Genomic DNA, 22,945 nt, shown 5'->3' on the forward strand with positions numbered 1-22,945 from the left:
GTCGGTCCCTTCAGGGCGTAGTGTATATGGATAATCGGTGTTCCGGAGGGCATCGTCTCTGACTCTGCGCCAAAGGCAGGTATCCCTGCGGAGATATGGGTTATGCCGACAGACTTACAGGATGCTTACAGTAGCCTTGGCATGCACGTCCTTCTGAGGGAGGGTAACGCTGACGATGCCCTCGGGGCTATAGGTGAAGTCCTTGGTAGCCACACCGTTGACCTTGACAGCGGTAGGACGGCGGTGGGTATAGACCTCGAGCTTATAGGTACGGCTGGTGTACATACCCTTGTACTGACCCTTGACGGGCTGCACGGTGAAGTCGACGCGCTGACCGTTCTGGGCGCAGTCGAAAGTGGTACGAGCCACGGCACCCTTCTCGTAGTCATAGCTCTCGCCATCGTCTTCCATGAGGGTATAAGAAGACTTGCCCTTGGGGAATACCTTGACGGTGAGGGTATCGATGGGATATTCGCCTACGAAGTTCATGTCGCGCTGCATGGGGATGATAGAGCCCTCACGCACGAAGAGCAGACCGGCACGACCTTCAGGGATATCGCGCTTCACGGTGCGTCCACCCTGTACGCGTTCACCATTCCAGAAGTCGGTCCATTCGCCCTTGGGCAGATAAACCTCATTGCTGAATATTCCTACGAGGAAGTTCTTGCCAAACATATACTGATAGCAGGCATCGTCGACATTGCGGTCGGCAGGGAACTCGAGCGGCATCGACCTTACAATAGGCATACCAGTCTGCGCACCCTCGATGGCGGCAGTGTAGATGTAAGGCAGCAGACGGTAGCGCAGCTGCACATAATACTTGTAGATAGCCTTGTCATGGGTAGAGAAGTAGAAGGGCTGCAGGAGCGAGTACCAACTGTTAATCTGTACCCAGGGGAGGAAGAGACCGAAGTGCAGACTCTGCATCTCCTGCTCCTTGGGCACTGACATCACGTCGCACGATGTGTTGAGGAAGCCGCTCATACCCAGGTTGAGCTGGTCGAAGAGCGCAGTCTTGCCGCCACCATTGTCGCCGCTGGTCGATGCTCCCCAGTGCTGGGTACCAGCCCATCCGGCGGTGTAGTGATGCCAGTTGCGTCGGCCGGTATGGTCGCGCATCATCACCTCCATCTGCTTGGGCAGCAGTATCTGGTTGAGGTTGTGCATCACCTTGTCAGTGTAACCGTTGTAGTAGTCGCGTGTGGGATGCTCATCGATAGTACGGGCGGGGTCCATCTTGAAGCCGCGCACACCATTGTCTACAAAGTTGCGCAGGTGGTCCATCCAGTGCTCCTTGCCGCTTTCGGGCTTGCCGGCAGCCTTTGCCAGCGCGTCCTCTTCGGCGATACTCAGGTCGTATTCCTCACAGAGCCAGAGGCCGAGCTTGAAGCCCATGTTCTTGAGGCGTCCGACGAGCAGGCGATGGTTTTCCTTCTTCGGGTATTTGCATGAGTCCCAGTAAGCCTCTGCCGAGAAGAGCTTGTAGTTCCACTTCTTCTTCGTAGAGAAGTCGTATCGCTTCTCCATCCACTGGGGTTCGAGCCAGAGCAGGTCGCAAGGCACCTCCATACGACGGAACTCGACGGCGTCGCGCAGGATGTCAAACTGGTTTTCGAGCATGTTGGGACCGAAGCAGAGACCGTAGGCCCACTTGGGCTGCAGGTAAGGACGGCCGGTGATGAGGGTGTAGGCGTCGATGATGGCGGGCATATCCTTGCCAAGCATCAGGTAGAAGTCGGCTTCGTCGGTGGTGTTGTAGACCGACATGATGTCCTTCTGGTGACGGCCGATGTCGAAGAAGTGCTTCAGTGTGGTGTTGTTGAAGACACCCCAGCCGTTGCTGCTGATGAGCATGGGCTGTGGTATCTCGGTGTGCTGGTATGTTGTCCACATACGCAGCAACTCTCCTCGGTGCTGGATGTGCTCGCGGCTGGTGCTGCCACCGCCGTAGAAGCGCTCTCCCTCACGCAGGGTGAAGTTGATGATGCTGCACTTCTTGTATTCGCCGGTCTCGGCAGTATCCTTGGCGGCAGCCGAGGTCTTGACGTCGCCGATAATACCATTGTTCTTTGCCACCTTCATGTCGGCAAACTTCACATTGATGTCTTTGCCCAGCGAGGCGAGCAGCGGGTCGGTGCCCTTGAGGTAGTTGACGCGGTCCACTATCTTCTTGCCCGACTTGTCGGCTACGCTGATAGAGCCGTCCTTCTTGTCGATGGTCAGGGAGTAGAGTCCGGTGGTGATAGTCATCACTCCACCCTTGTCGGTGGTATTGCAGTCGACGCGCTGCCAGTCTTTCTTCTGCACATTGTAGCGCAGCATGAGATTTTCGGCATACTTGTCACGAGGCGAGAAGCGTACGCGGAAGATGCCGTCCGTACATACCTGTACGTTCATGTGCATCTTGTTCTTCAGCTTTACCTCGTACTCGGTGGTGTTCTGCGCCATCATGGGGATGGCTGTCAGCAACAGCAGGAAGATAAACAGTTTTTTCATGATTTGTAGCATTGTGATTGTTTCTGCCACAAAGATACTGATAATTATCAAGATAGGCCGTATCGGAGTGGACAAAAAAACGGCGCAGAGCATTTTTTATGGTTTTTTGGGCCAACCTCTCGGTTTTTGCACGGGTCGACGGGAACGAAAAAAGGCTTGCCTCCTTAGCGGAGACAAGCCCAGAGACTACATTGGGTATGACGAAGGTTACAGGTCGTCGCCTGTGTACTGGCCCACGAAGAAGATGGCTCCCGTGGGGCGATGGGTAATCATGTAGATGAAGGGGCGGTCGGCGTGGAAGTTGACGAACCAGGGCTCCTGATCCTCCAGCGCGGTGGTGCGCACCATCGCCGAGGTCACGGCGGCAGCCTTGGTACCCTCTTCGCTCACCTCGATTTTGGCTTTCTGCAGCATGCCCGAGATGTAGATGGGCTGGGCGGTCATCTGGCTGAAGTCTGCCTGGCCGGGGGTAAACATGGTGGCAGCGCCGAGCTGTGCCATAGGCTCGTTGAGCCGGGTCTCGGTGGCTATAGTGAAGCGTGGCAGTTTCAGGTCTACCCTGCACTCTTCGGCAGCGCGCCAGATGCTGTCCATGACGCTGGCGTCGAGAGAGTTCATCACCTCGGTCACCGACTTGCCCTCATAGGGCAGCATTACGGTCATCGTGAAGTTGCCGTTGCCATAGGGCAGCACCACTGCACCATATCCCTGCATGCGTGCATAGTACATCCTGCCCTCTCGGTGCATCATCGGCGCCCGCTTGATGTCGCGGGTATAACCGTGGAAAGGCTCTACGCGGGTGTCGGCTTTATCAAACTTGTCGGCCCAGGTACCGTTGAAGTAGATGGCATTCATCAGCACAGCCACATCATCGGCGCTGAGCTGGTCGATGATGCGCGGTATCATGCCGTGGGTCTGTCGCTGACACCAGCCGTTGAGATAGTCTACCGTCGAAGCCTTGCCAAAGTCGCGGCTGGTCACCTCGGCATCGTAGAAGTTCTTCATCTTGGCCACATAGTCGGGGTTGAGACTCGCCTGCTGGTCTACGGCGATGCAGTTGGCCACATTGATGCGGGTCTGGCTGTCCAGACGCGACGCCTTGTCAATGAGAGACTTGCAGACCTCGTTGAGTGCATCCATCTGACTGTCGTCTACACCGAGGGTCTTCATGATTTCGGCACGGGTAGCGCCGTTGGCGCCGTTGGCGAGCATCGCCATGAGATACGACACGCTGATGGGCGAAACCACCTTGGAGTCCATGCCCGCCTGGGTACGCATCAGGTCGAACGCCATGCCGTTGATGCTCCGCAGAGCCGACTGCTGGGCGTCGGAGAGTACGAGATACTCGCTGTCGAGCTTTTCTATTTCCACGATCTTACTTGCGTTCATGTCTGCGTCTTTGGCAGCGGGTTGCTTGCTGGTGACACACGAGCCGAGGCCGGTCATCACCATGACGGCGGCGGCTATTACATTGATTGTCTTGTTCATCTTTGTTCGTTTTATTATATATATAATGTATAAGGTGACGAAAGATTGCATGGCGGCGACGATTTTCCCGCTTTTTTCAGTTTTTTTCACGCTTGTTATGTCCTATTTTGGCTTTTCATACGTTATTAGTGTGAAAGGATATGACTACAGAAGACTTCTATCATACGATCATACCGCTGCGCGACGACCTGTTGCGATACGCCGTCAGTCTGACGGCCAGCAGCGACGACGCCGACGACCTGGCCCAGGAGACCCTGCTGCGGCTCTGGGACATGCGCGAGCGTCTCGATGCCGGCGACAACCTCAGGGCGATGGCCGTGACCATGCTGCGCAACAGGTTCTACGACCAGCAGCGCCACGCCAGCCACAGCCGACGGCTCTCTACCGCTGACGACATGGGGCACGAAGACCTGCGGGTCGAGGCGCGCGACCAGATAGGTCTGGTGAGCGACATCATCGACCACCTGCCGCCTCTGCAGCAGCGACTCTTCCGTATGAAGGAGATTGAAGGCTACACCGCCGACGAGATTATGCGCATCACGGGATGCTCGGCAGCCAATCTGCGCAAGAACCTCTCTCGGGCACGTATCGCCATCCGCACCCAGTTTATCCATATCACACGACAAGGAGGTAACAATATATGAACAATCATCAAGACATAACCCGGCTGATAGACCGCTACATGGCAGGCGCCACCACCAACGACGAGGAAGCCCGTCTGCGAGCCTACTTCGCCACAGCCGGCGACATCCCCGCCGAATGGGCGATATACAAGGCGCTCTTCGGCTACGTCGATGGCCAACGGATGGAGGCTGCCCACACTCTCTCGACTGCCCCCACCGCGCCCCGACACACCGCCCGGCGCCCGGCGCCGATGGTGCGCCGCCTGTGGATAGGGGCAGCAGCGGCGGCAGCCGTAGTGGCGGTGGCAGTGATGGTATGGCCACGCCCCAGCGCCTCTAACTATGCCGTCATCGACGGCAAGGTATGCACCGACCGCAGCGAGGTGAGAGCCGAGGCGCTCAGCGCCCTGCAGACCATACAGCTCGAGGACGACGACGATGCCTTTGCGGCTCTCGGCATGATGGAAAGACAATAGAGAACAAACAATACGACTATGGCACAATATCACATAACGACTACAGCCCGGCGCACCCTCATGGCGGTGGCGCTTGCGCTGATGATGCACCTCGCAGCCATCGCCCAGACGGGGCTGAGCGTCAACGAGGTCTTTACGAGGTACGGCCACGCCAAGGGATGCAAGATGGTATCCATGCGCAACGCCACCCTGAAGGGCTACAAGCTCAACATATACAAGAGTCTGGTGTACAAGCACCTTGCCGACGACGTGGCGCCCTATCTGCAGGCCGACCGCAAGCGCGCCAGGAAGATACGCGAGGTGGTCGAAGACGGACTCGTCACCGGCGGATACTACATGATGCAGCCCACAGCCGAAGGTCTGAACCGCTACATACTCTTCAGCAACGGCGCAGGGCAGCGCGGCACGGTCATCTACATCGAGGGGCGCCTCTCGCCCGACGATATCATGACGCTGTGCTACTCCAGAAGAAAATAAGACATAAATACACACGACAATGAATATCAAGCACATCATCGCGGCAGTGGCGCTCATGGCTATGCCCCACTATGCCGCAGCACAACAGAAAGACACCACCATCGTGGTGGGCAACAGACAAATCGTAGTAAGCGGCACCGACGCCAACACCACCGTCACCGTCTACGGCAAAGACCAGAAGGAGATGAAGAAGGTGTCGGAGACCCGCTTTGTCGACGGCCAGGACATCGAGCAGGTCTACGTGACCTCGCCGTTTATCCCCTCGTCGCTGGGCAAGAAGAAGGGCCGCATCGTCAACAACTACCCATGGTTCTACTTCGGCTACAATCTCCTGGGCAGCAGCGCCATGTCGCTGAGCAGTGGCGACAATCTGCCTACACGCGACGCCAAGTCGTGGGAATGGGGCATCACGCTCACCAGCGTGGGCTTCCGCATGCACCAGAACCTGGCTTTGACCTCGTCGCTGTCAGTGGGACAAGTCTTCAACCACCTCAAGGGCAACACCGTGCTTGCCACCAGCGACGGCAAGACCTTGTTTGCCACCCGCCCCGATGACGAAAACGTGGAGAAGAGTTATCTCATGTACGACTTTGTGCGGTTGCCCGTGATGCTGGAATGGCAGAAGCGGCTCGGTCTTAATGCCTTCGTGGCCGTGGGACCATCGCTCGAACTGCGCTGGCACGAGCGGTCGCGCTATGTGGTCAATGGCGACAAGCGCACATCGGCTTCAGACATCAATCTCAATCCCGTGGGACTGAGCCTCGACCTGCGCGCCGGCTACGGAGCCATAGTCGTCTACACCCGCACGGCGCTCACCCCGCTGCTCAAGACCGCCAACGCCCCCAAGTGCTATCCCGTGTCGATAGGAATGGGCATCCGTTTCTGACGCGGGCACGAAGCCAAGGCCAGTGTGGGCCACAGCGCTCGCCGTCACCACATTTGGCGACACCGGAGGCATCGTCGGCGGCTCGTAACGGAAGTCACGAGACCACGTATCAATAGGCACGAAGCCACGTAACAATAGGCACGAGGGCTCGTATCAATAGGCACGAGCCGACGATGATAATCAGCAGAGTGCTGGAGATGGTCAGAAAATTGCTGGAGGTCATCAGCAGAGTGCTGGAGATGGTCAGAAAATTGCCGGAGGTCATCAGCAGAGTGCTGGAGTAATCCATATTGAACAATACGCATACCGCAACAGAAAGACCGACGGTCGGCAGCCCTGTATATAGGGTCGCCGGCCGTCGGTCTTGATCCGATAGAGAGGCGGAGTCAATCCACCTTGCTGAATTCGTCTTTGCCTACACCGCAGAGAGGGCAGAGCCAGTCTTCGGGCAGGTCTTCAAATGCTGTACCTGGTTCGATGCCATTGTCGGGATCGCCTACGGCGGGGTCGTAGATGTATCCGCAGACATCACATACATACTTGTCCATATTCATTATAGTTTTAAGGGTTCTGACCGGAACCATTTCCGGCCAGTCTTGGGGTTATTTCTCTCTGTTGTCGGTGGGGACGACAAGGGGGTTGATGATTTTGACCGACTCCTTGGCGATGACGGTGGGCGCCATGAATATGCGCGACTGCAACTGCTTCCCCTCGTTGATGCAGTTGATCATCATCTTGACGGCAGCCAGCGCCATGTGCTCAGTGGGCTGTGCCACGCGCGTGATGGGCGGGTTCATGTAGTCGAGGAAGACGCTGTCGTCGAAGGAGATTACCGAGATGTCGTTGGGGATGTCCATGTTCTGCTCGCGGAGCGCCTTGATGGTGCCCAACAGGATATTGGTGCTCATGGCAAAGATGGCTGTGGGCACGCGGGGACCTATGAGCGCCACCTTGGTCTCGGTATATCCGTTCTGGATGGAAAACTCGTTGCCCAGCATCTGCAGGCGCACGGGCTGTCCGAAGTCTATCACCGCCTTGCGACATCCCTTGACTCTCTCCTGGGTAGTCACGGCTGTCTCTGGACCGCGTATGCAGAGGATGTCACGGTGGCCGGCGTTGAGGAGCGTCATCATGGCGTCGTAGGCACCCTTGTAGTTGTTGGTCGAGACATAGGGCAGGAAGGAGTCTCTGAAATATCGGTCGATGAGGATTACGGGTATGTTCTTGCTGATGATTTCGAGCAGGTCGGGCGTCTCGGAGCATGGGGCGATGATGATGCCGTTGACCTCGTACTCTACCATCGCCGAGATGCACTTCTTCTCGATGTTGGCGTCTTCCTGGGTGTCAAAGAGCATGACGCTATAGTTGTTCTTCTTGGCCTCGATGGTGATGGTCGACACCAGTTGGGCAAAGAAGAGATTGCTGAGATATGGCACGGCAATTCCGAGCGTTCGGCCCTCGGACTTGCGCAAAAATTGCGCAACGAGATTTGGCCGATAATTGAGCTCCTTGGCAGCCTGAATTATCTGCTGGCACGTCTCGTCATTGATGCGGAATTCCTTGCCTTTTCCGTTGAGTACCCGAGAAATAGTGGTTTTCGAGTATCCGGTTATCCGGGACAGGTCTTCCAATGTTTCTTTTTTCATGAGCCTTATAGACGTTGTGGTTTTGACTGCCCAAAGATACGCTTTTTTTGCCTCTTGCGAAAAAATAGCCATAATTATTTTGCGCTTGGTTAATTTTTTTTTACTTTAGCACTGTCAATTTGCAAATTATAACCAGGTTTACCATGATAATGAAAGAAAACAAAAAAATTCTCGTCGTGGGCAGTGCCAACACGGACTTAGTGATTTCAGCCGACCACTTCCCACTACCTGGCGAGACTATGTTTGGCCATGGATTTATGACCAATCATGGCGGTAAAGGTGCCAACCAGGCTGTAGCCGCAGCCCGCTTGGGTGGAGGCACCGCATTTATAGGTAAGGTGGGCGACGACCAGTTTGGCAACTCCACCATTGACATGCTGCGAGGCGAGGGCATCGACGTATCGGCACTCAAGGTGACTGCCGAGGCACCCTCGGGAGTGGCCATCATCACCACCATCGACTCAGGTGAAAACAACATTGTGCTCGACTCGGGAGCCAATGCCTGTCTGACCGCTGCTGATGTGCGCGAGGCCGAGGCGCTGTTTGCCGATGCCAGCATCGTGCTGATGCAGCTGGAGACCCCTGTCGAGGCGCTCGTCGAGGCTGCCGCGCTGGGCAAGAAGGCGGGAGCCTATGTGGTGCTCAATCCGGCTCCGGCTCCCAAGAAACCGCTGCCCGAGGCTCTGCTGAAGAATGTGGACCTGCTCATCCCCAACGAGACCGAAGCCTCTTACATCGGGGGCATCGAGGTCAAGGGCGAAGATGACACCCCCGCCGCTATGGACGAGATACAGAAGCTGGGCGTCAAGGACGTCATCATCACCGTGGGCAGCAAGGGCGTGTGTGCCCGTCTCGACGGCGAGCTCATCCGTGTGCCTGCCTTCAAGGTGAAGGCTGTCGACACCACCGCTGCCGGCGACACCTTCTGTGGTGCGCTCTGTGTGGCTCTGTCGCAGGGTAAGTCGCTGCCCGATGCCATCCTCTTCGGCAACAAGGCCGCATCCATCTCTGTGACCCGTCGTGGCGCCCAGATGTCTATGCCTCATCTCGACGAAGTGGAACTCTAATCAGTCAATCGCGCAATTATTAACAATCTAAATCTTATACAAATATGTTTATAGTAAGCAGTTATGCAGTAGCCCTGGTGCTCTGCGTCGTTACGATGCTCTGTTGGGGCTCGTGGGGTAACACCCAGAAACTTGCCGGCAAGACCTGGCGTTACGAACTCTTCTACTGGGACTACGTCATCGGTATTCTGCTCTTCTCTCTCCTTATCGGCTTCACTCTGGGTAGCTTTGGTGAGGGTGGCCGCAGCTTTGTCGACGACCTGAAGCAGGTGTCTTCGGCCAGCGTGCTCTCTGCCGTTGCCGGTGGTATCATCTTCAACCTGTCCAATATCCTTCTCTCGGCTTCTACCTCGCTTGCCGGCCTGTCTATCGCCTTCCCCGTGGGTTGCGGTCTGGCTCTGGTGCTGGGTGTAGTCAACAACTACCTCTTCGTAGGTGGTGACCAGGGCGACCCCGTGCTCATCTTCTCGGGTGTGGCTCTCGTTATGGTAGCCCTGATACTCAACGGCGTAGCTGCTGCCAAGAAGGGCAACGGCGAAGCATCCAAGGAGACTGGCAATGCGGCTTCGACAGCCAAGAAGGGTGTGGTGCTCGCCATCATCGCCGGTGTGCTGATGTCTACCTTCTATGCACTCGTGGCCCGCGCTATGGACGTGACCAACTTTGAGAACCCCGCCGAGGGTCTGGCTACTCCCTATACCGCCTTCTTCCTCTTCGCAGTGGGTATCTTTGTGAGCAACTTCCTCTTCAACACCATCGTGATGAAGAAGCCTTTCGAGGGCGAGCCTGTAGGTTATGACACCTACTTCAAGGGCAAGCTGTCGACCCACATGGTAGGTGTGCTCGGCGGTTGCGTTTGGGGCCTGGGTACTGTGCTCAGCTATATCGCCAGTGGCAAGATAGGTGCCTCTATCTCTTACGCTCTCGGCCAGGGCGCTCCTATGATTGCCGCTCTCTGGGGCGTGTTTATCTGGAAGGAGTTCAAGGGCAGCAAGAGCATCGTCAACATCCTGCTCTCTCTCATGTTCGTGCTCTTCATCGTGGGTCTGGGCATGATCGCCGTAGCCAAGTCATAAACTAAACACATTAATATATAACGCATGAAAACAATGAAAGTCTGCACCCTCGCATTTGCGTCGCTTCTCGCTGTCGCAGCATCGGCAAAGACCGTAACCATGACCCGTGCCACCCTGCAGGACAAAATCAAGGGTGGCTGGGCAGGACAGACCATAGGCTGCGCCTTTGGTGGTCCGACTGAGTTCAAGTACAACGGAAAGATAATCCCCGACGAGACCAAGATAGTATGGGACGACACCCGGGTGAAACACTACTACGACACGTTCCCCGGTCTGTATGACGACATCTACATGGACCTCACCTTCGTAGAGGTATTTGAGAAGAAAGGGCTGGACGCTCCCATCAGCGAGTTTGCCCACGCCTTCGCCAATGCCAAATACCCCTTGTGGCACGCCAACCAGAGTGCCCGCTACAATATCCTGCAGGGTATGGAGTCTCCCGCCTCGGGCCACTGGAAGAACAATCCTCATGCCGACGACATCGACTTCCAGATTGAGGCCGACTATGCCGGTCTGATGGCTCCCGGTATGCCCCAGGCAGCCGCACACTACAGCGACGCCATCGGCCACATGATGTGCTATGGTGACGGCTGGTACGGCGGTGTCTATGTAGCTACCATGTACTCGCTGGCGTTTCTCTCCAACGATGTCAACTACATCGTGACCGAAGCCCTCAAGTCTATCCCCGAGCAGTCTACCTTCTACCAGTGCCAGGCCGACGTCATCGCCGGTTTCAAGGCTGGCAAGGACTGGAAGACCCTCTGGCACGAGATGCAGAAGAAGTGGGGAACCACCGATCTCTGCCCCGACGGTGTCAAGGCCGCCTTCAACATCGACGCCAAGATCAACTGCGCCTATGTCATCATGGGTCTGCTCTATGGCGGCGGTGACTATACCAAGACTATGGAAGTGTCGACACGCTGCGGACAGGACTCAGACTGCAACCCCTCGACCGCAGGCGGCATCCTGGGCACCATGCTGGGCTACAGCAACATTCCCGACTACTGGAAAAACTCTCTCAAGTCTGTAGAGGACATCCCCTTCATCTACACCGACATCTCACTGAACAAGGTGTATGAGCTGGGCATGAAGCACGCGCTCCAGGTGATAGCCAAGAACGGCGGCAAGGTGACAGCCAAGTCTGTGAAAATCAAGGCACAGCCCATCAAGACCGTACGCTTGGAGCAGTCGTTTGAGGGCATGGAGTTTGTACGCAAGATAGGACTCGGCAACAAGGGCATCGACAAGGTAGGCGCCATCAAGTTCAACGGCTGTGGCATCGTCATCCGCGGTCATCTGCGCACCAAGGACCCCAACTACGTGGGCGAGGTGGAGATAACCATCGACGGCAAGAAGATGCCTATCGTCAAGCTGCCTGGCAACAACCACGCACGCTCTAACGACCTCTACTGGAACTTTGACCTTGAGGACGGCGACCACGTGCTCACCATGAAGCGTCTCAACCCCGAAGACAACGTGGAGAGCAATGTATACAGCTATCTCACTTTCAAGAAGAAGGCTAAGTAGTTTTTATCTTAATATTTCCCAAAGACGGGGTGTGATGCTCTATCCTGATGAGAGGGGCGTTACATTCCGTCTTTTCATTTCAGACGACATCCTTAATAACACCAATTATGACAAACAAAATGAGAATAGCGCTCATCGCCCTAATGACGGCTGTGGCCGTGGGGGCAGGAGCCAAGACCGTAACGCTGAGCCGCTCGGCCCTGACAGACAAAATCAGGGGCGGATGGGCTGGCAAGACCATCGGCGTAGCCTATGGCGGACCCACTGAGTTCAAATATCCCGGCCGCATGATTCCCGACTCGGTGGCCATAGCCTGGAACGACACCCTGGTGCGCCACTACTTCGACACCTTCCCCGGACTGTATGACGACATCTACATGGACCTGACCTTTGTGGAGGTCTATGAACGGCTGGGGCTCAACGCGCCCACCTCGGCGTTTGCCCATGCCTTCGCCCATGCGGGCTATCCCCTCTGGGCTGCCAACCAGGGCGCACGCTACAACATCCTGCAGGGTATGGAGCCTCCGGCTACGGGCTACTGGAAGAACAATCCCCATGCCGATGACATAGACTTCCAGATCGAGGCCGACTATGCCGGACTGATGGCGCCGGGCATGCCCCAGGCTGCCGCCTACTACACCGACAGCATAGGGCACATCATGAGCTACGGCGACGGATGGTATGGCGGCGTGTATGTGGCAACGATGTTCTCGCTGGCATTCATCTCCAACGATGTAGACTACATCGTGACCGAGGCGCTCAAGGCCATCCCCGAACAATCGTACTACCACAAGTTCATGAGCGACGTGATAAAACTCTGCAGGACCAACGCCGACTGGCGCGACACATGGCGCGAGATAGAAAACACGTATGGCCGCCACAAGGCTTGCCCCGACAACTTCAGGGGCAAGGCCAGCATAGACGCCACCGTAAACAGCGCATACGTCATCATGGGTCTGCTCTACGGCAAGGGCGACTTCGGGCGCACTATCGACATATCTACCCGCTGCGGACAGGACTCTGACTGCAACCCATCGACCGCCGGCGGCATCCTGGGTACCATGCTGGGCTACAGCAATATCCCCGACAACTGGAAACGCTGCATAGACCTCGTCGAAGACCGTCCGTTCGAGTATACCGACATCTCGCTGCGCCGCGCCACCGAACTCTCGACCCGCCATGCGCTAAAGGTGATAGCCCTCAACGGGGGCAAAACAACCGCCAAGACGGTGAAGATAAAGACCCAAGGGGTGAAACCCGTGCGTCTGGAGCAATCGTTTGAGGGCATGCAGGCCGTGGGCAAGCGCGGACTGGGCAACAAGCCCATCGACCGTGTGGGCGCCATACGCTTCAACGGCAACGGCGTGGTGGTGCGTGGCGAACTCACTGCCGACGACCAGGACTATGTGGGTCTGGTCGAAGTGACGCTCGACGGCAAGGTAGTGAAGACCGTCAAGATGCCTGCCTCGAAGCACAGTCGTGCCAACGAAATCTACTGCAACTTTGACCTCGAGGACGGCGACCACACCATCACGCTGCGCCGCGTAAACCCGCAAGACAACGTGAAAAGCCGCGTCTACGGCATCGTGGTCTACAAGAAGAAATAGGCCGCCTGCGGCATCGGTCGCAATGCCCGATGCCGCTGGGCGGCTCTTGTGGCCCGCAGCCATAAACAGCAGCTGGTCAGTAGGCCGAAAAGAGCAACTGCGGGGAATGAAAAATCGCCAGCCGATGGCTGGCGATTTACAAACAGCGGACTATAAGGAGGCGCAGCCAGTCTGCTCTTCGGGATAGACCACAAACAGCACTAGCAAACAAACAAAAGCTATGCCCTGAATGGGGAAAGGCAGTGACAGAGACTGCTCTCTTCCCATTCAGGGCGTAATCTATGGTGGACTATACGGCGAGGGGCGACGGGGATGGCGCGGCTCTCGCCGTAGGGCTCGCGACGGCGCAAGGAGGGAGGATTAGTCCTCCATCAGTTTGCGATAGCGGCCCTTCTTGATTTCCTCGTTGCCGAGACGGCGTGCCTTGTTGATCTCGTAATCGGAGTAGCTGCCCTCGAAGTAGAACACTTCGCCATTGCCCTCGAAAGCGAGGATGTGGGTACAGATACGGTCGAGGAACCAGCGGTCGTGGCTGATGACTACGGCGCAACCGGCGAAACTCTCGAGACCTTCCTCGAGGGCACGCAGGGTGTTGACATCGATGTCATTGGTAGGCTCGTCGAGGAGCAGCACGTTGCCCTCCTGCTTGAGCGCCATAGCGAGCTGCAGACGGTTGCGCTCACCGCCGGAGAGGGTTCCGCAGAGCTTGCTCTGGTCGGTTCCGGAGAAGTTGAAGCGCGAGATATAGGCGCGGGCGTTGACATCACGGCCTCCCATGCGGATGGTCTCGTTGCCCTGGGCTATGGTGTCGTATACGCTCTTGTTGGGGTCGATGTCCTTGTGCTGCTGGTCTACGTAGGCGAGCTTGACGGTCTCGCCCACCTCAAAGGTACCGCCGTCGACCTGCTCCAGTCCCATGATGAGACGGAAGAGGGTGGTCTTGCCGGCGCCGTTGGGGCCGATGACGCCCACGATGCCGTTAGGAGGCAGCATGAAGTTGAGGTCGGAGAAGAGCACCTTGTCGCCAAAGGCCTTGCTGACATGCTGTGCCTCGATGACCTTGTTGCCGAGGCGGGGTCCGTTGGGGATGAAGATTTCGAGTTTCTCCTCGCGCTCCTTCTGCTCTTCGCCCAGCATCTGCTCGTAGGCGTTGAGACGGGCCTTACCCTTGGCCTGACGCGCCTTGGGAGCCATGTGTGCCCATTCGAGCTCGCGCTCGAGAGCCTTGCGTCGCTTGGAGGCCTGCTTCTCTTCCTGCATCATACGCTTGGTCTTCTGGTCGAGCCATGAAGAGTAGTTGCCGTGCCATGGGATGCCCTCGCCACGGTCGAGCTCGAGTATCCACTCGCTCACGTCGTCGAGGAAGTAGCGGTCGTGGGTCACGGCGATGACTGTGCCTTCATACTGCTGCAGATGCTGCTCGAGCCAGTCGATGCTCTCGGCGTCGAGGTGGTTGGTGGGCTCGTCGAGGAGCAACACATCGGGTTTCTGAAGGAGCAGGCGGCAGAGAGCCACGCGGCGGCGCTCACCACCAGAGAGGTTGGTGACGGGCAGGTCGCCGGCCGGACAGCGCAGGGCTGCCATGGCGCGGTCGAGCTTGGAGTCCATATTCCACGCGTCGGTGGCGTCGATGATGTCCTGGACCTCGGCCTGACGCTGCATGAGCTTGTCCATCTTGTCGGCGTCGCTGTAGTACTCCTCTTCGCCAAACTTGCGGTTGATTTCTTCGTATTCGGCGAGCGCGTCATAGACCTGCTGCACGCCTTCCATCACGTTTTGCTTGACGGTCTTGGTCTCGTCGAGTGGTGGGTCCTGTGGCAGATAGCCCACGCTGTAGCCGGGGCTCCATACCACCTCGCCCTGTGTGGGCTGTTCCAGTCCGGCGATAATCTTCATCAGGGTAGATTTACCGGCGCCATTCAGACCGATGATACCTATCTTGGCACCATAGAAGAATGAAAGGTAAATGTCCTTGAGGATTTGCTTTCGGTTTTGTGGGATAATCTTGGATACTCCCACCATAGAGAAAATAATCTTCTTGTCGTCAACTGTTGCCATAGTTGTATTAAAAAACTTGTATTGGGTTATTGTTATTTCAGGAAAGTGGCCACGCGCAGCACGGGGATGCCGAAGTTGAAGTTGTCGCTGCCATTGGTGCCGGCGAAATTGACGGCTACCACGCGGCCGTGGTCATCGACAACGGGCGAGCCGCTGGAGCCATGCATGGCGGGGATGCTGTACATCACGCGGTTGCCATCGGGCTGCTGGGTGACGGTGCCGCTGGTAAACTGGGCACTGATGCCGCTGGTGGTCTGGGCAAGGGTCACGCCACGGTTGTAGCCTATCATGTAGAGGGGTTGGTTGATTTCGAGCTTGTCGCCCACCTTGATGTTGGTCTCGTCGATGGTGAAGATGTACTTGCCATCGGGGGTGACGCCGCGGTCGAGCTGGAGCAGAGCGAGGTCGGAGTTGGCGTCTTGGGAGACGCGCTTCAGGGTGCAAGGCGTCTTCATGAAGTCGTCCCACGAAGCTACGCTGCTGCCGTCATAGGCAATGCCGAACTGGGAGTGGAGCTTGACGTCGAAGTTGTAGTTCAGGATATTCTCCTGGAGCTGCTGCTTGATCTGCTGGGCCTGCCGGTACTGCTCCTTGAGGCTCTCGAGCTCGGAGTTGATGGTGAAATACTCTTCCTGGCTCATGCTGGTATAGCTGTTGCCGTCGTAGTCGGTGTAGACCTGGTCCTGGGCGTAGGCCTGGAGCGCCTGGTAACGCTGGTTCATCGAGTCTTGCAGCACCTCGATATACTGGGCATAGCCCATGATGATGGCGTTCATGTTCTTGCGCACGGTGGCCTTGTCGACCTCGGGCGCCACCACGTGGCGGTTGGTCAGGATGCTGCCCTTGTTGTCGATGAAGAACCCGGTGCCGTTGAGCACGCCGGCGTTCTGCCTTATCTCGCTGAGGTCGGCGGTGAGGTTGCTGAAATCGCCATCCTCGTCGAGTCCGGAGAAATAGAAATGGGCGTCGTTGAGCGTAATCTCGTAGTAGAACTTATTGCAGATGAGCACTACGCCCGACTTCTGCTCGCTGAAGATTTGCTGGGGCGTCTTCTTGCATCCCGTGACGAGGCACATCATGCCTATCAACGCAATCAGATAGTGGTAGTATTTCATATTGTCGTATGGTTGTTGTCGTATTTGGGCTTTATGGCTTGACCGTCGCTGTCGCCGTGGAGGTAATGATATCCATAGGAAACGGCTAAACCTATTCAAAATTAGTCAAAAAAAACGATGTAATGGCTATGAATGGTCTAAAAAATGCGTTTTTGCCGCAAAAATAATCTTTCTCCATACTTTTGGACCCACAGGGGCTGTCGCGCCACCGATGTGACTGCACACGGAGGCAGCGCAGGGCGTCGCCAAGGACATGGGAGGGGGCTAAAGGCATCGGCAAAAGTCCCCTACTCCACCTTTATATATATACGCGTGCGTGCGCGAGGGGGCGGCGGAAGGTGGCTGAGCCCCGTCTGCGACCTGCGGGAGGCTGGCGGGGCTTGGCGGCGGACAAAGAAAAAGCCGCAACACCTGTTGGCAAGTGTTGCGGCTCGTATAGAGATTGGTGATTATGCTTTATTCAGGGTCTGCCTCAATGCGGCGGTCACGAATCTTGCGTCCCAGTGTGAGGTAAGCGATAGGTGATGCGATGAAGATAGACGACAGAGTTCCGAATACAACACCCAGAGTCATGGCGAAGGCGAAGGGCTGGATGCTCTTACCGCCGAGGAACAGGATACACAGCAACACAATCAGTGTAGAAACAGAGGTGTTGATGGTACGGGCCAGAGTCTGGTTGATAGAGTTGTTGAACAGTATCTGATAGTCCTGCTTGGGGTGCAGCTTCAGGTTCTCACGGATACGGTCGAATACTACCACCTTATCGTTGATAGAGTAACCGATAACCGTAAGCACAGCACCGATGAAGGTCTGGTCGACCTCGAGCGAGAAGGGCAGCATCCCCTTGAGCACAGAGAACAGGCCGATAACGGTGAGGGCGTCGAACGCCAGCGCAACGGTAGAACCTACAGAGAAGGCGAGGTTGCGGAAGCGGAGCAGGATGTAGAGGAAGATAGCGACAAGGGCAATACCCACGCTGATGAAAGCGCCATTGGTAACATCCTTGGCTACCGAAGGACCTACCTTAGAAGAACTGATGATAGAACCACCCTGACGGATGTCGGGGTTCTTGAAGTCCTTGACAGAAGTCTGGCTTACCAGACCGTTAGCCTTCAGAGTCTTGTAGAGCATGGTCTCAGCCTCGTCGTCCACGGTGGGGCTGTTAGACTCTATCTTATAGTTGGTAGAGATACGGATAGTCTTGTTGTCGGTACCCAGAGAGAGGGCGCTGTTGGTGCAGCCAGGGAAGGCCTGGTCGAGGATTTCGCGAACCTGCTCGGGCTCGATAGACTTCTCAAACTGTACCACGTAGTTGCGACCACCAGTGAAGTCGATGCTCTTGTCGAGACCGCGTACACCAAGGCTGGCACCAAAGATTACCACTGCTGCACCTGCGATGATGAAGGTGAGCTTGTACATAGACATGAACTTGAAGTTGGTGCCCTGCACGAGGTTCTTGGAGATAGGAGTCCAGAACTTGAGGCTTGTCCACTTGTCGTGGTTGAGCTGACGCTCGTAAACCAGACGTGTCAGGAAGACAGCGGTGAAGAACGAGCAGAAGATACCGATAATCCATGTGGTGGCGAAGCCCTGGATAGGACCTGTACCGAAGGCCAGCAGGATGACACCAGTAATCAATGAAGTCAAGTTAGAGTCGAAGATAGCGCTGAAGGCGTTGCTGTAACCTGCCTTGATGGCTTCCTTCATCATCTTGCCGGCGCGCAGCTCTTCCTTGATACGCTCATAGATGAGCACGTTGGCGTCGACGGCAGTACCCAGTGACAATACCATACCGGCGATACCACTCATGGTGAGCGCAGCCTGGAACGAGGTAAGGATACCGAGGGTGAAGAATACGTTGATGACCAGCGCGCAGTTGGCAATCATACCGGGGATGAAGTTGTACATCATCACCATGTAGACAATCAGCAACACGAAGGCGATTACGAATGAGATGATACCCTGCTGGATAGACTGGGCACCCAGTGTAGGACCTACCACCTCTTCCTGCACGATGCGGGCGGGAGCGGGCATACGACCAGACTTCAGTGTATTGGCCAAGTCCTTGGTCATCTCTACGGTGAAGTTACCTGAGATTGATGACTGGCCACCGTCGATTTCAGAGTTTACGCGGGGAGCCGAATAGACGGCGTTGTCAAGCACGATGGCAATGGCCTTGCCTACGTTGGCCTTGGTGAGCGCTGCCCAACGGCGTGCGCCTTCGGGGTTCATCTTCATGCTCACCTCAGGAGCACCGGTCATGTGGTTGAACTCGTCGCTGGCGTCGGTTACCACGTCTCCCTCGAGAGGAGCGCGACCACTGGTAGATGTCACCTTGATGGCGTGGAGCTCAAATACGTTCTTCACCTGCTCGCCGTACATGTCTGTAGGAGTAGCACTCCACAGCAGTTTCACGTCTGAGGGAAGTATCTGCTTGGCTGCAGCAGAGTAGATAATCTTGTCGATGGCTGCGGTATCGCGCACGCTGGCGAAACCAACAAGGCTCAGCTGGCCGTTGCCGGTAGTCTGAAGCATGGCGGTGAGGGGGTGCTGCTTCTTGAGAGCCTCAACCTGTGCCTCGTCGTTGAGCTTGGCAGGCTTCTTGGCGTCGTTGTCCTTGAGCTGGAACTTGGGTTTGTCGGCAGCAGCCTTGGCAGCAGCCTTGTCGGCAGCGGCCTTCTTTTCCTTCACAGCGGTGGTATCAGCGCCATTGTTGGCCAGGTGCTGGTCTATCTGGATGAGGTAGGGCACAATCTCGTCAGAGTTGTAAGTCTCCCAGAACTCCAGGTTGGCGCTACCCTGCAACAGCTTGCGCATACGCTCGGGCTCCTTCACACCAGGCATTTCCACCATGATGCGGCCAGCCTGACCTTCCAGCTTCTGGATGTTGGGCTGTACTACGCCGAACTTGTCGATACGGTTGCGCACTACGTTGAATGAGTTGTCGATAGCCAACTGCACCTCGCTGCGCAGTACCTTCTCTACCTCTGAGTCGCTGCTCTGCGGACTTACTTTGCCCTGGAGCTGCTGTGTAGCGAAGATTTCGGCCAGATGATGACCGGGGGCGTTCTTGTGATAAGCCTTGATGAAGAGAGTGATGAAGTCTGACTGACTGGTCTCTTCCTCTGTCCGAGCTTCCTTCATTGACTTGGTGTAGGCTGCGTCTGTCTTGTGGTCAGCCAGGTTGTCTACCACGTCAGGTACTGAAATCTCGAGGATTACGTTCATACCTCCCTTCAAGTCAAGACCAAGGCCAATCTGAGTCTCGAGGCACTTCTGGTAAGAGTAGATGCCGAGGTACTTGACAGAGTCCTTGTAATCTTGCTGGGCAATTGGGTCGTCGAGCTTTGCTGCCTGTGCGTCATAGTAGCGTGTAGCTCCTGAGAATGACAGGTAGAAAATGCTGGCAAGTGTCAGCATGACGGCCGTAAAAATTACGATTCCTTTGTTTTGCATTTTTATTTGATTTTTAAATTGTAATCTTGTTCTTCTGGTCTCCACGGCGTTAGCCGATAGCCCCACTCATCCTTGCTGCACCTAAGCGCAGCCTATCACCTTGCAAAGATAGTTATTTTTTTTACATTATTAAAGAGAATAAACGACTTTTTATATAAAAAGGTGGGATAAAGGCTTGTTCCCGTTGACGCTATTGGTTTTTCAGTGGTTTTCGGGGTTATTTCCGCCCTTTTTCTTCAGCCATCCCATGATGGGATAATGGTCGCTGGCCTTGATGCTGCGGTCTACGGTGCAACAGTATGGCTCCCAGTCGTCAGAGCAGAAGATGTTGTCTATCCTCACGTAAAATCCCGAGAGGTGGTAGCTGATGCCGGGGCCGTTGCCCGACGCTACATAGCAGTCGGTGAGCTCCTTGTCTATCGTGTGGTGGGCATAGGAGAGCGGACTGTCGTTGAAGTCGCCCATGCAGATGATGCTCTGATAAGCGTGCTTGCGGATATAGCGCGCCACAGCCTGTGCCTGCGGAGCGCGCGTACGTGCCGACTCGCCCAACTGGTCTATGAGCCGCTTGGACTCGGTCTTGACGGTGTGGTTTTCCAGATTGCCCTTGAGCATGTCCTTGAAGTTCTCGCGCTCTTCCAGCGTGAGCCCCGTCGTTTCCAGGTGGTTGCAGATAACCACCACGTCGTCGCCGTCGATGTCAAGTAGGAAGGCACCCGAGAGATTGCCCACCGAGGGATAGTCGATGACCTCCTTGTGGCGTATCGGGAAGCGGCTGAGTATGGCCAGCCCGCCCTTGTCCTTGCGCTGCAGGGTGTCGTGGTAGGCATACTTGGTATAGAGCAGCGAGTCTATCTGCGCCTGCACTTCAGCCGAGGCGTTGGCCTCTTGCAGGCACACGATGTCGGCATCGCTGTCGGCGATATACTGCACCACGATATTGGTGCCGTCCACATTCTTGTCGGTGCCGTAGCCCCACACGTTGTACGACATCACCTTGATGGCGCCCTCGGGTGCCGCGCTGGGGATGTTGAAGGGGCAGTAGGTGCGTATGGGCGTGAAGCCTATCACCATGCCCACAAAGGGGATGATGGCGTAGAGGGGCTTGAAGAACAGCCAGAATATGAGGAAAGCAAAATTGAGAAAGAGGAAGACGGGGAAGACCAGCGCTGCATTGGCAAGCCACGGCGACACCGCGGGGTTGATATACCCCGAATATCCCGTGGCCAACATCGCTACGATGGTTGCCACATTGGCGCCGGCAATCATCTGCAGCATTATCTTGGTTATCGTCTTCGCCATAGTTATTTGCCTAAGTCGAAGAGGCGGTGCTTCTCTTCGGCGGTGAGACTCTCATAGCCGCTCTTCCTGATTTTGTCAAGGATGCGGTCTATCTCTGCCTGGTTGGCTTTCTGCCGCGCGTTGTATTCCCAGTCGGTCTCTCGGCTCGCCTGGTTCTTGGGCCGACGCTGGTAGTGGCTCCTGTCGCGGCTCCACTTGCGGCGCATGTTGTCAAACATCTCATGACCGGTAAATCCGCGCGGGTTGACATAGGGGCGGCGACGCCAGTAGCGTATGAGGATATAGCCGAAGAGCATACCGCCGAGGTGGGCGAGATGCGCCACGCCGTCGTTAGACGAAGCGATGGATGAAATCAGCTCAATGGCGACGCAGATTACCACAAACCACTTGCTCTTGATGGGGAAAGGAATGGGGAAGATGAATATGCGCTCGTTGGGGAACGTCATGCCGAAGGCGAGCATTACCGCATAGATGGCTCCCGAGGCACCCACCGTGGTCAGCTTGTTCAGATAGTCGCGGATGTTGTAAGCCAGAGCCATCGTGTCGCTCAGCGAGAACTGGGGTATCTGGTCATAAGCCATCATATAGAAGCGCCCGAGCTGCGCCATTTCCTGCAGCAGACCAGCTCCGACGCCACAGAAAATGTAAAAAAACAAGAAACGTTTGGCTCCCCATCGGTATTCGACAGCTGAGCCGAACATCCATAGGGCGAACATATTAAAGAGGATGTGCTCCCAACCTCCGTGCATAAACATATAGGTAAAGAGCTGGTACACGTGGAAATTGCCTGCAAGGAAGAAGTGAAGGCCCAGCACATCGTTGAGATCAATGCCCCAACCCCTAAGCCCGAGCATAGCCAGGAAGGCTATGAGGTTGATGATTAACAAGTTCTTTGTAATCAGCGGAATATTGCGTATCATACTGTTTCGTTTTCTATTATATATAATTGTGAATATAGTGCTCTTTAGCGTCACAAAATTACGAAAAATATCTGTTATGGCTTCAAAAACGGGCCTTAAACGTGTTTTTTTATGGAAAAAGTTCACTTTTCTGCTTTTTTTGTTTGTTGATTGAAAACTTTACTCTATATTTGTCACGTAAAAACGATTATTTCTTATAATTTTTAACCATTTAATATCCACATTATGAACAAGACTGAATTGGTTGCAAAGATCGCAGAAGTTGCCGGTCTGAGCAAAGCAGATGCAAAGAAGGCTCTCGACGCTACTGTAGAGGCTGTTAAGGAAGCTCTCGTAGCAGGTGATAACGTACAGCTCGTTGGCTTTGGCACATACTCTGTTACCGAGCGTCCCGCTCGCGAAGGTGTCAACCCCAGAACAGGCGAGAAGCTCGCTATTGCTGCCAAGAAGGTGGTAAAATTCAAGGCTGGCGCAGAGCTTGCTAACGCTGTGAAGTAATAATATTGTAAAAGATTTTTATCATCAATGGTGGCTCCTTCCGGAGTCGCCATTTTTTGTTTGGAGAGGGCGGTGCATTAGGTTATCCGTAGCCTGGACAGCAGTGCATGGACAGTTGTAGGTCGTATATACCTCGACAAAGGATTAACGCCTACGGCTAAGCGCAACTCCGACAGAGTTGCCTGATTAGTGTGTCGCTTACCCAGGGTAGCGAGCTTCGCCCGCAA

Annotated in this window: 19 protein-coding genes; 9 read left to right on the forward strand and 10 right to left on the reverse strand. The window is 55.6% G+C overall.

Features of this window, described 5'->3' with window-relative positions; translation table 11 throughout:
* Nucleotides 1–114: 114 nt before the first annotated feature.
* Both CIK92_RS00735 and CIK92_RS00740 read right to left on the reverse strand, forming a co-directional pair.
* Entirely contained in the window at nucleotides 115–2,496 is a 2,382-nt protein-coding gene (locus tag CIK92_RS00735) for a TIM-barrel domain-containing protein (RefSeq protein ID WP_094387820.1), read from the reverse strand.
* A gap of 207 nt (nucleotides 2,497–2,703) precedes the next feature.
* Nucleotides 2,704–3,984 (reverse strand): serpin family protein, encoded by a 1,281-nt coding sequence (locus tag CIK92_RS00740; RefSeq protein WP_094387821.1) that lies wholly within the window; start codon nucleotides 3,982–3,984, stop codon nucleotides 2,704–2,706.
* Between the two features lie 140 nt (nucleotides 3,985–4,124).
* Here CIK92_RS00740 and CIK92_RS00745 point away from each other — a divergent pair, with 140 nt between their 5' ends.
* Genes CIK92_RS00745 through CIK92_RS00760 form a run of 4 tightly spaced genes read left to right on the forward strand, consistent with a single transcriptional unit; the run spans nucleotide 4,125 to nucleotide 6,446 of the window.
* Nucleotides 4,125–4,628, forward strand: coding sequence for an RNA polymerase sigma factor (locus CIK92_RS00745; RefSeq protein WP_094387822.1), 504 nt, complete (start codon nucleotides 4,125–4,127; stop codon nucleotides 4,626–4,628).
* Nucleotides 4,625–5,083, forward strand: coding sequence for a hypothetical protein (locus CIK92_RS00750; protein WP_094387823.1), 459 nt, complete (start codon nucleotides 4,625–4,627; stop codon nucleotides 5,081–5,083). Before CIK92_RS00745 ends, CIK92_RS00750 begins: the two co-directional genes overlap by 4 nt.
* A gap of 18 nt (nucleotides 5,084–5,101) precedes the next feature.
* Entirely contained in the window at nucleotides 5,102–5,560 is a 459-nt protein-coding gene (locus tag CIK92_RS00755; RefSeq protein ID WP_022310546.1) for a hypothetical protein, read from the forward strand.
* 19 nt (nucleotides 5,561–5,579) lie between these two features.
* Nucleotides 5,580–6,446 (forward strand): hypothetical protein, encoded by an 867-nt coding sequence (locus tag CIK92_RS00760; RefSeq protein ID WP_094387824.1) that lies wholly within the window; start codon nucleotides 5,580–5,582, stop codon nucleotides 6,444–6,446.
* A gap of 109 nt (nucleotides 6,447–6,555) precedes the next feature.
* On the opposite strand, the gene CIK92_RS00765 is transcribed toward CIK92_RS00760, so the two are convergent.
* From CIK92_RS00765 to CIK92_RS00775, 3 genes are all read right to left on the reverse strand, one after another.
* Nucleotides 6,556–6,735 carry a hypothetical protein gene (locus CIK92_RS00765; RefSeq protein ID WP_094385258.1) on the reverse strand — a complete coding sequence of 60 codons (180 nt, stop codon included), beginning with the start codon at nucleotides 6,733–6,735 and terminating at the stop codon, nucleotides 6,556–6,558.
* A 97-nt stretch (nucleotides 6,736–6,832) separates the two neighbouring features.
* The gene (gene rd, locus CIK92_RS00770; RefSeq protein ID WP_022310549.1) at nucleotides 6,833–6,994 is read right to left on the reverse strand and encodes a rubredoxin; all 162 of its coding nucleotides are present in this window, start codon (nucleotides 6,992–6,994) and stop codon (nucleotides 6,833–6,835) included.
* A gap of 54 nt (nucleotides 6,995–7,048) precedes the next feature.
* Complete coding sequence (locus CIK92_RS00775) at nucleotides 7,049–8,092, reverse strand: LacI family DNA-binding transcriptional regulator (RefSeq protein WP_158214695.1); 1,044 nt, start codon at nucleotides 8,090–8,092, stop codon at nucleotides 7,049–7,051.
* A gap of 149 nt (nucleotides 8,093–8,241) precedes the next feature.
* Between CIK92_RS00775 and rbsK the strand changes: the two genes are divergently transcribed.
* From rbsK to CIK92_RS00795, 4 genes are all read left to right on the forward strand, one after another.
* Nucleotides 8,242–9,159 carry a ribokinase gene (gene rbsK / locus CIK92_RS00780; protein WP_094387826.1) on the forward strand — a complete coding sequence of 306 codons (918 nt, stop codon included), beginning with the start codon at nucleotides 8,242–8,244 and terminating at the stop codon, nucleotides 9,157–9,159.
* 44 nt (nucleotides 9,160–9,203) lie between these two features.
* Nucleotides 9,204–10,235, forward strand: a complete 1,032-nt coding sequence (locus CIK92_RS00785; protein WP_022310552.1) for a GRP family sugar transporter — start codon at nucleotides 9,204–9,206, stop codon at nucleotides 10,233–10,235.
* 24 nt (nucleotides 10,236–10,259) lie between these two features.
* Nucleotides 10,260–11,762 (forward strand): ADP-ribosylglycohydrolase family protein, encoded by a 1,503-nt coding sequence (locus tag CIK92_RS00790; RefSeq protein WP_094387827.1) that lies wholly within the window; start codon nucleotides 10,260–10,262, stop codon nucleotides 11,760–11,762.
* Nucleotides 11,763–11,869: 107 nt separating this feature from the next.
* Nucleotides 11,870–13,369 carry an ADP-ribosylglycohydrolase family protein gene (locus tag CIK92_RS00795; RefSeq protein WP_094387828.1) on the forward strand — a complete coding sequence of 500 codons (1,500 nt, stop codon included), beginning with the start codon at nucleotides 11,870–11,872 and terminating at the stop codon, nucleotides 13,367–13,369.
* Between the two features lie 360 nt (nucleotides 13,370–13,729).
* Here the strand turns inward: CIK92_RS00795 and ettA are convergent, their stop codons facing one another.
* The 5 genes from ettA to CIK92_RS00820 form a co-directional block, all read right to left on the reverse strand.
* Complete coding sequence (ettA, locus tag CIK92_RS00800) at nucleotides 13,730–15,427, reverse strand: energy-dependent translational throttle protein EttA (protein WP_022310555.1); 1,698 nt, start codon at nucleotides 15,425–15,427, stop codon at nucleotides 13,730–13,732.
* Between the two features lie 32 nt (nucleotides 15,428–15,459).
* On the reverse strand, nucleotides 15,460–16,542 hold the full coding sequence (locus CIK92_RS00805) for a serine protease (RefSeq protein WP_094387829.1): 1,083 nt from the start codon (nucleotides 16,540–16,542) through the stop codon (nucleotides 15,460–15,462).
* Between the two features lie 456 nt (nucleotides 16,543–16,998).
* A complete protein-coding gene (gene secDF, locus CIK92_RS00810) occupies nucleotides 16,999–19,998 on the reverse strand; it encodes a protein translocase subunit SecDF (protein ID WP_094387830.1) in 3,000 nt (999 codons plus the stop codon).
* Between the two features lie 201 nt (nucleotides 19,999–20,199).
* The gene (locus CIK92_RS00815; protein ID WP_094387831.1) at nucleotides 20,200–21,300 is read right to left on the reverse strand and encodes an endonuclease/exonuclease/phosphatase family protein; all 1,101 of its coding nucleotides are present in this window, start codon (nucleotides 21,298–21,300) and stop codon (nucleotides 20,200–20,202) included.
* A 2-nt stretch (nucleotides 21,301–21,302) separates the two neighbouring features.
* Nucleotides 21,303–22,217 (reverse strand): rhomboid family intramembrane serine protease, encoded by a 915-nt coding sequence (locus CIK92_RS00820; protein WP_094387849.1) that lies wholly within the window; start codon nucleotides 22,215–22,217, stop codon nucleotides 21,303–21,305.
* Between the two features lie 228 nt (nucleotides 22,218–22,445).
* Between CIK92_RS00820 and CIK92_RS00825 the strand changes: the two genes are divergently transcribed.
* On the forward strand, nucleotides 22,446–22,718 hold the full coding sequence (locus tag CIK92_RS00825; protein ID WP_022310559.1) for an HU family DNA-binding protein: 273 nt from the start codon (nucleotides 22,446–22,448) through the stop codon (nucleotides 22,716–22,718).
* The last annotated feature ends 227 nt before the right edge of the window (nucleotides 22,719–22,945 follow it).

The sequence above is a fragment of the Prevotella sp. P4-67 genome, from assembly GCF_002251325.1.
Classification (GTDB): Bacteria; Bacteroidota; Bacteroidia; order Bacteroidales; family Bacteroidaceae; genus Prevotella.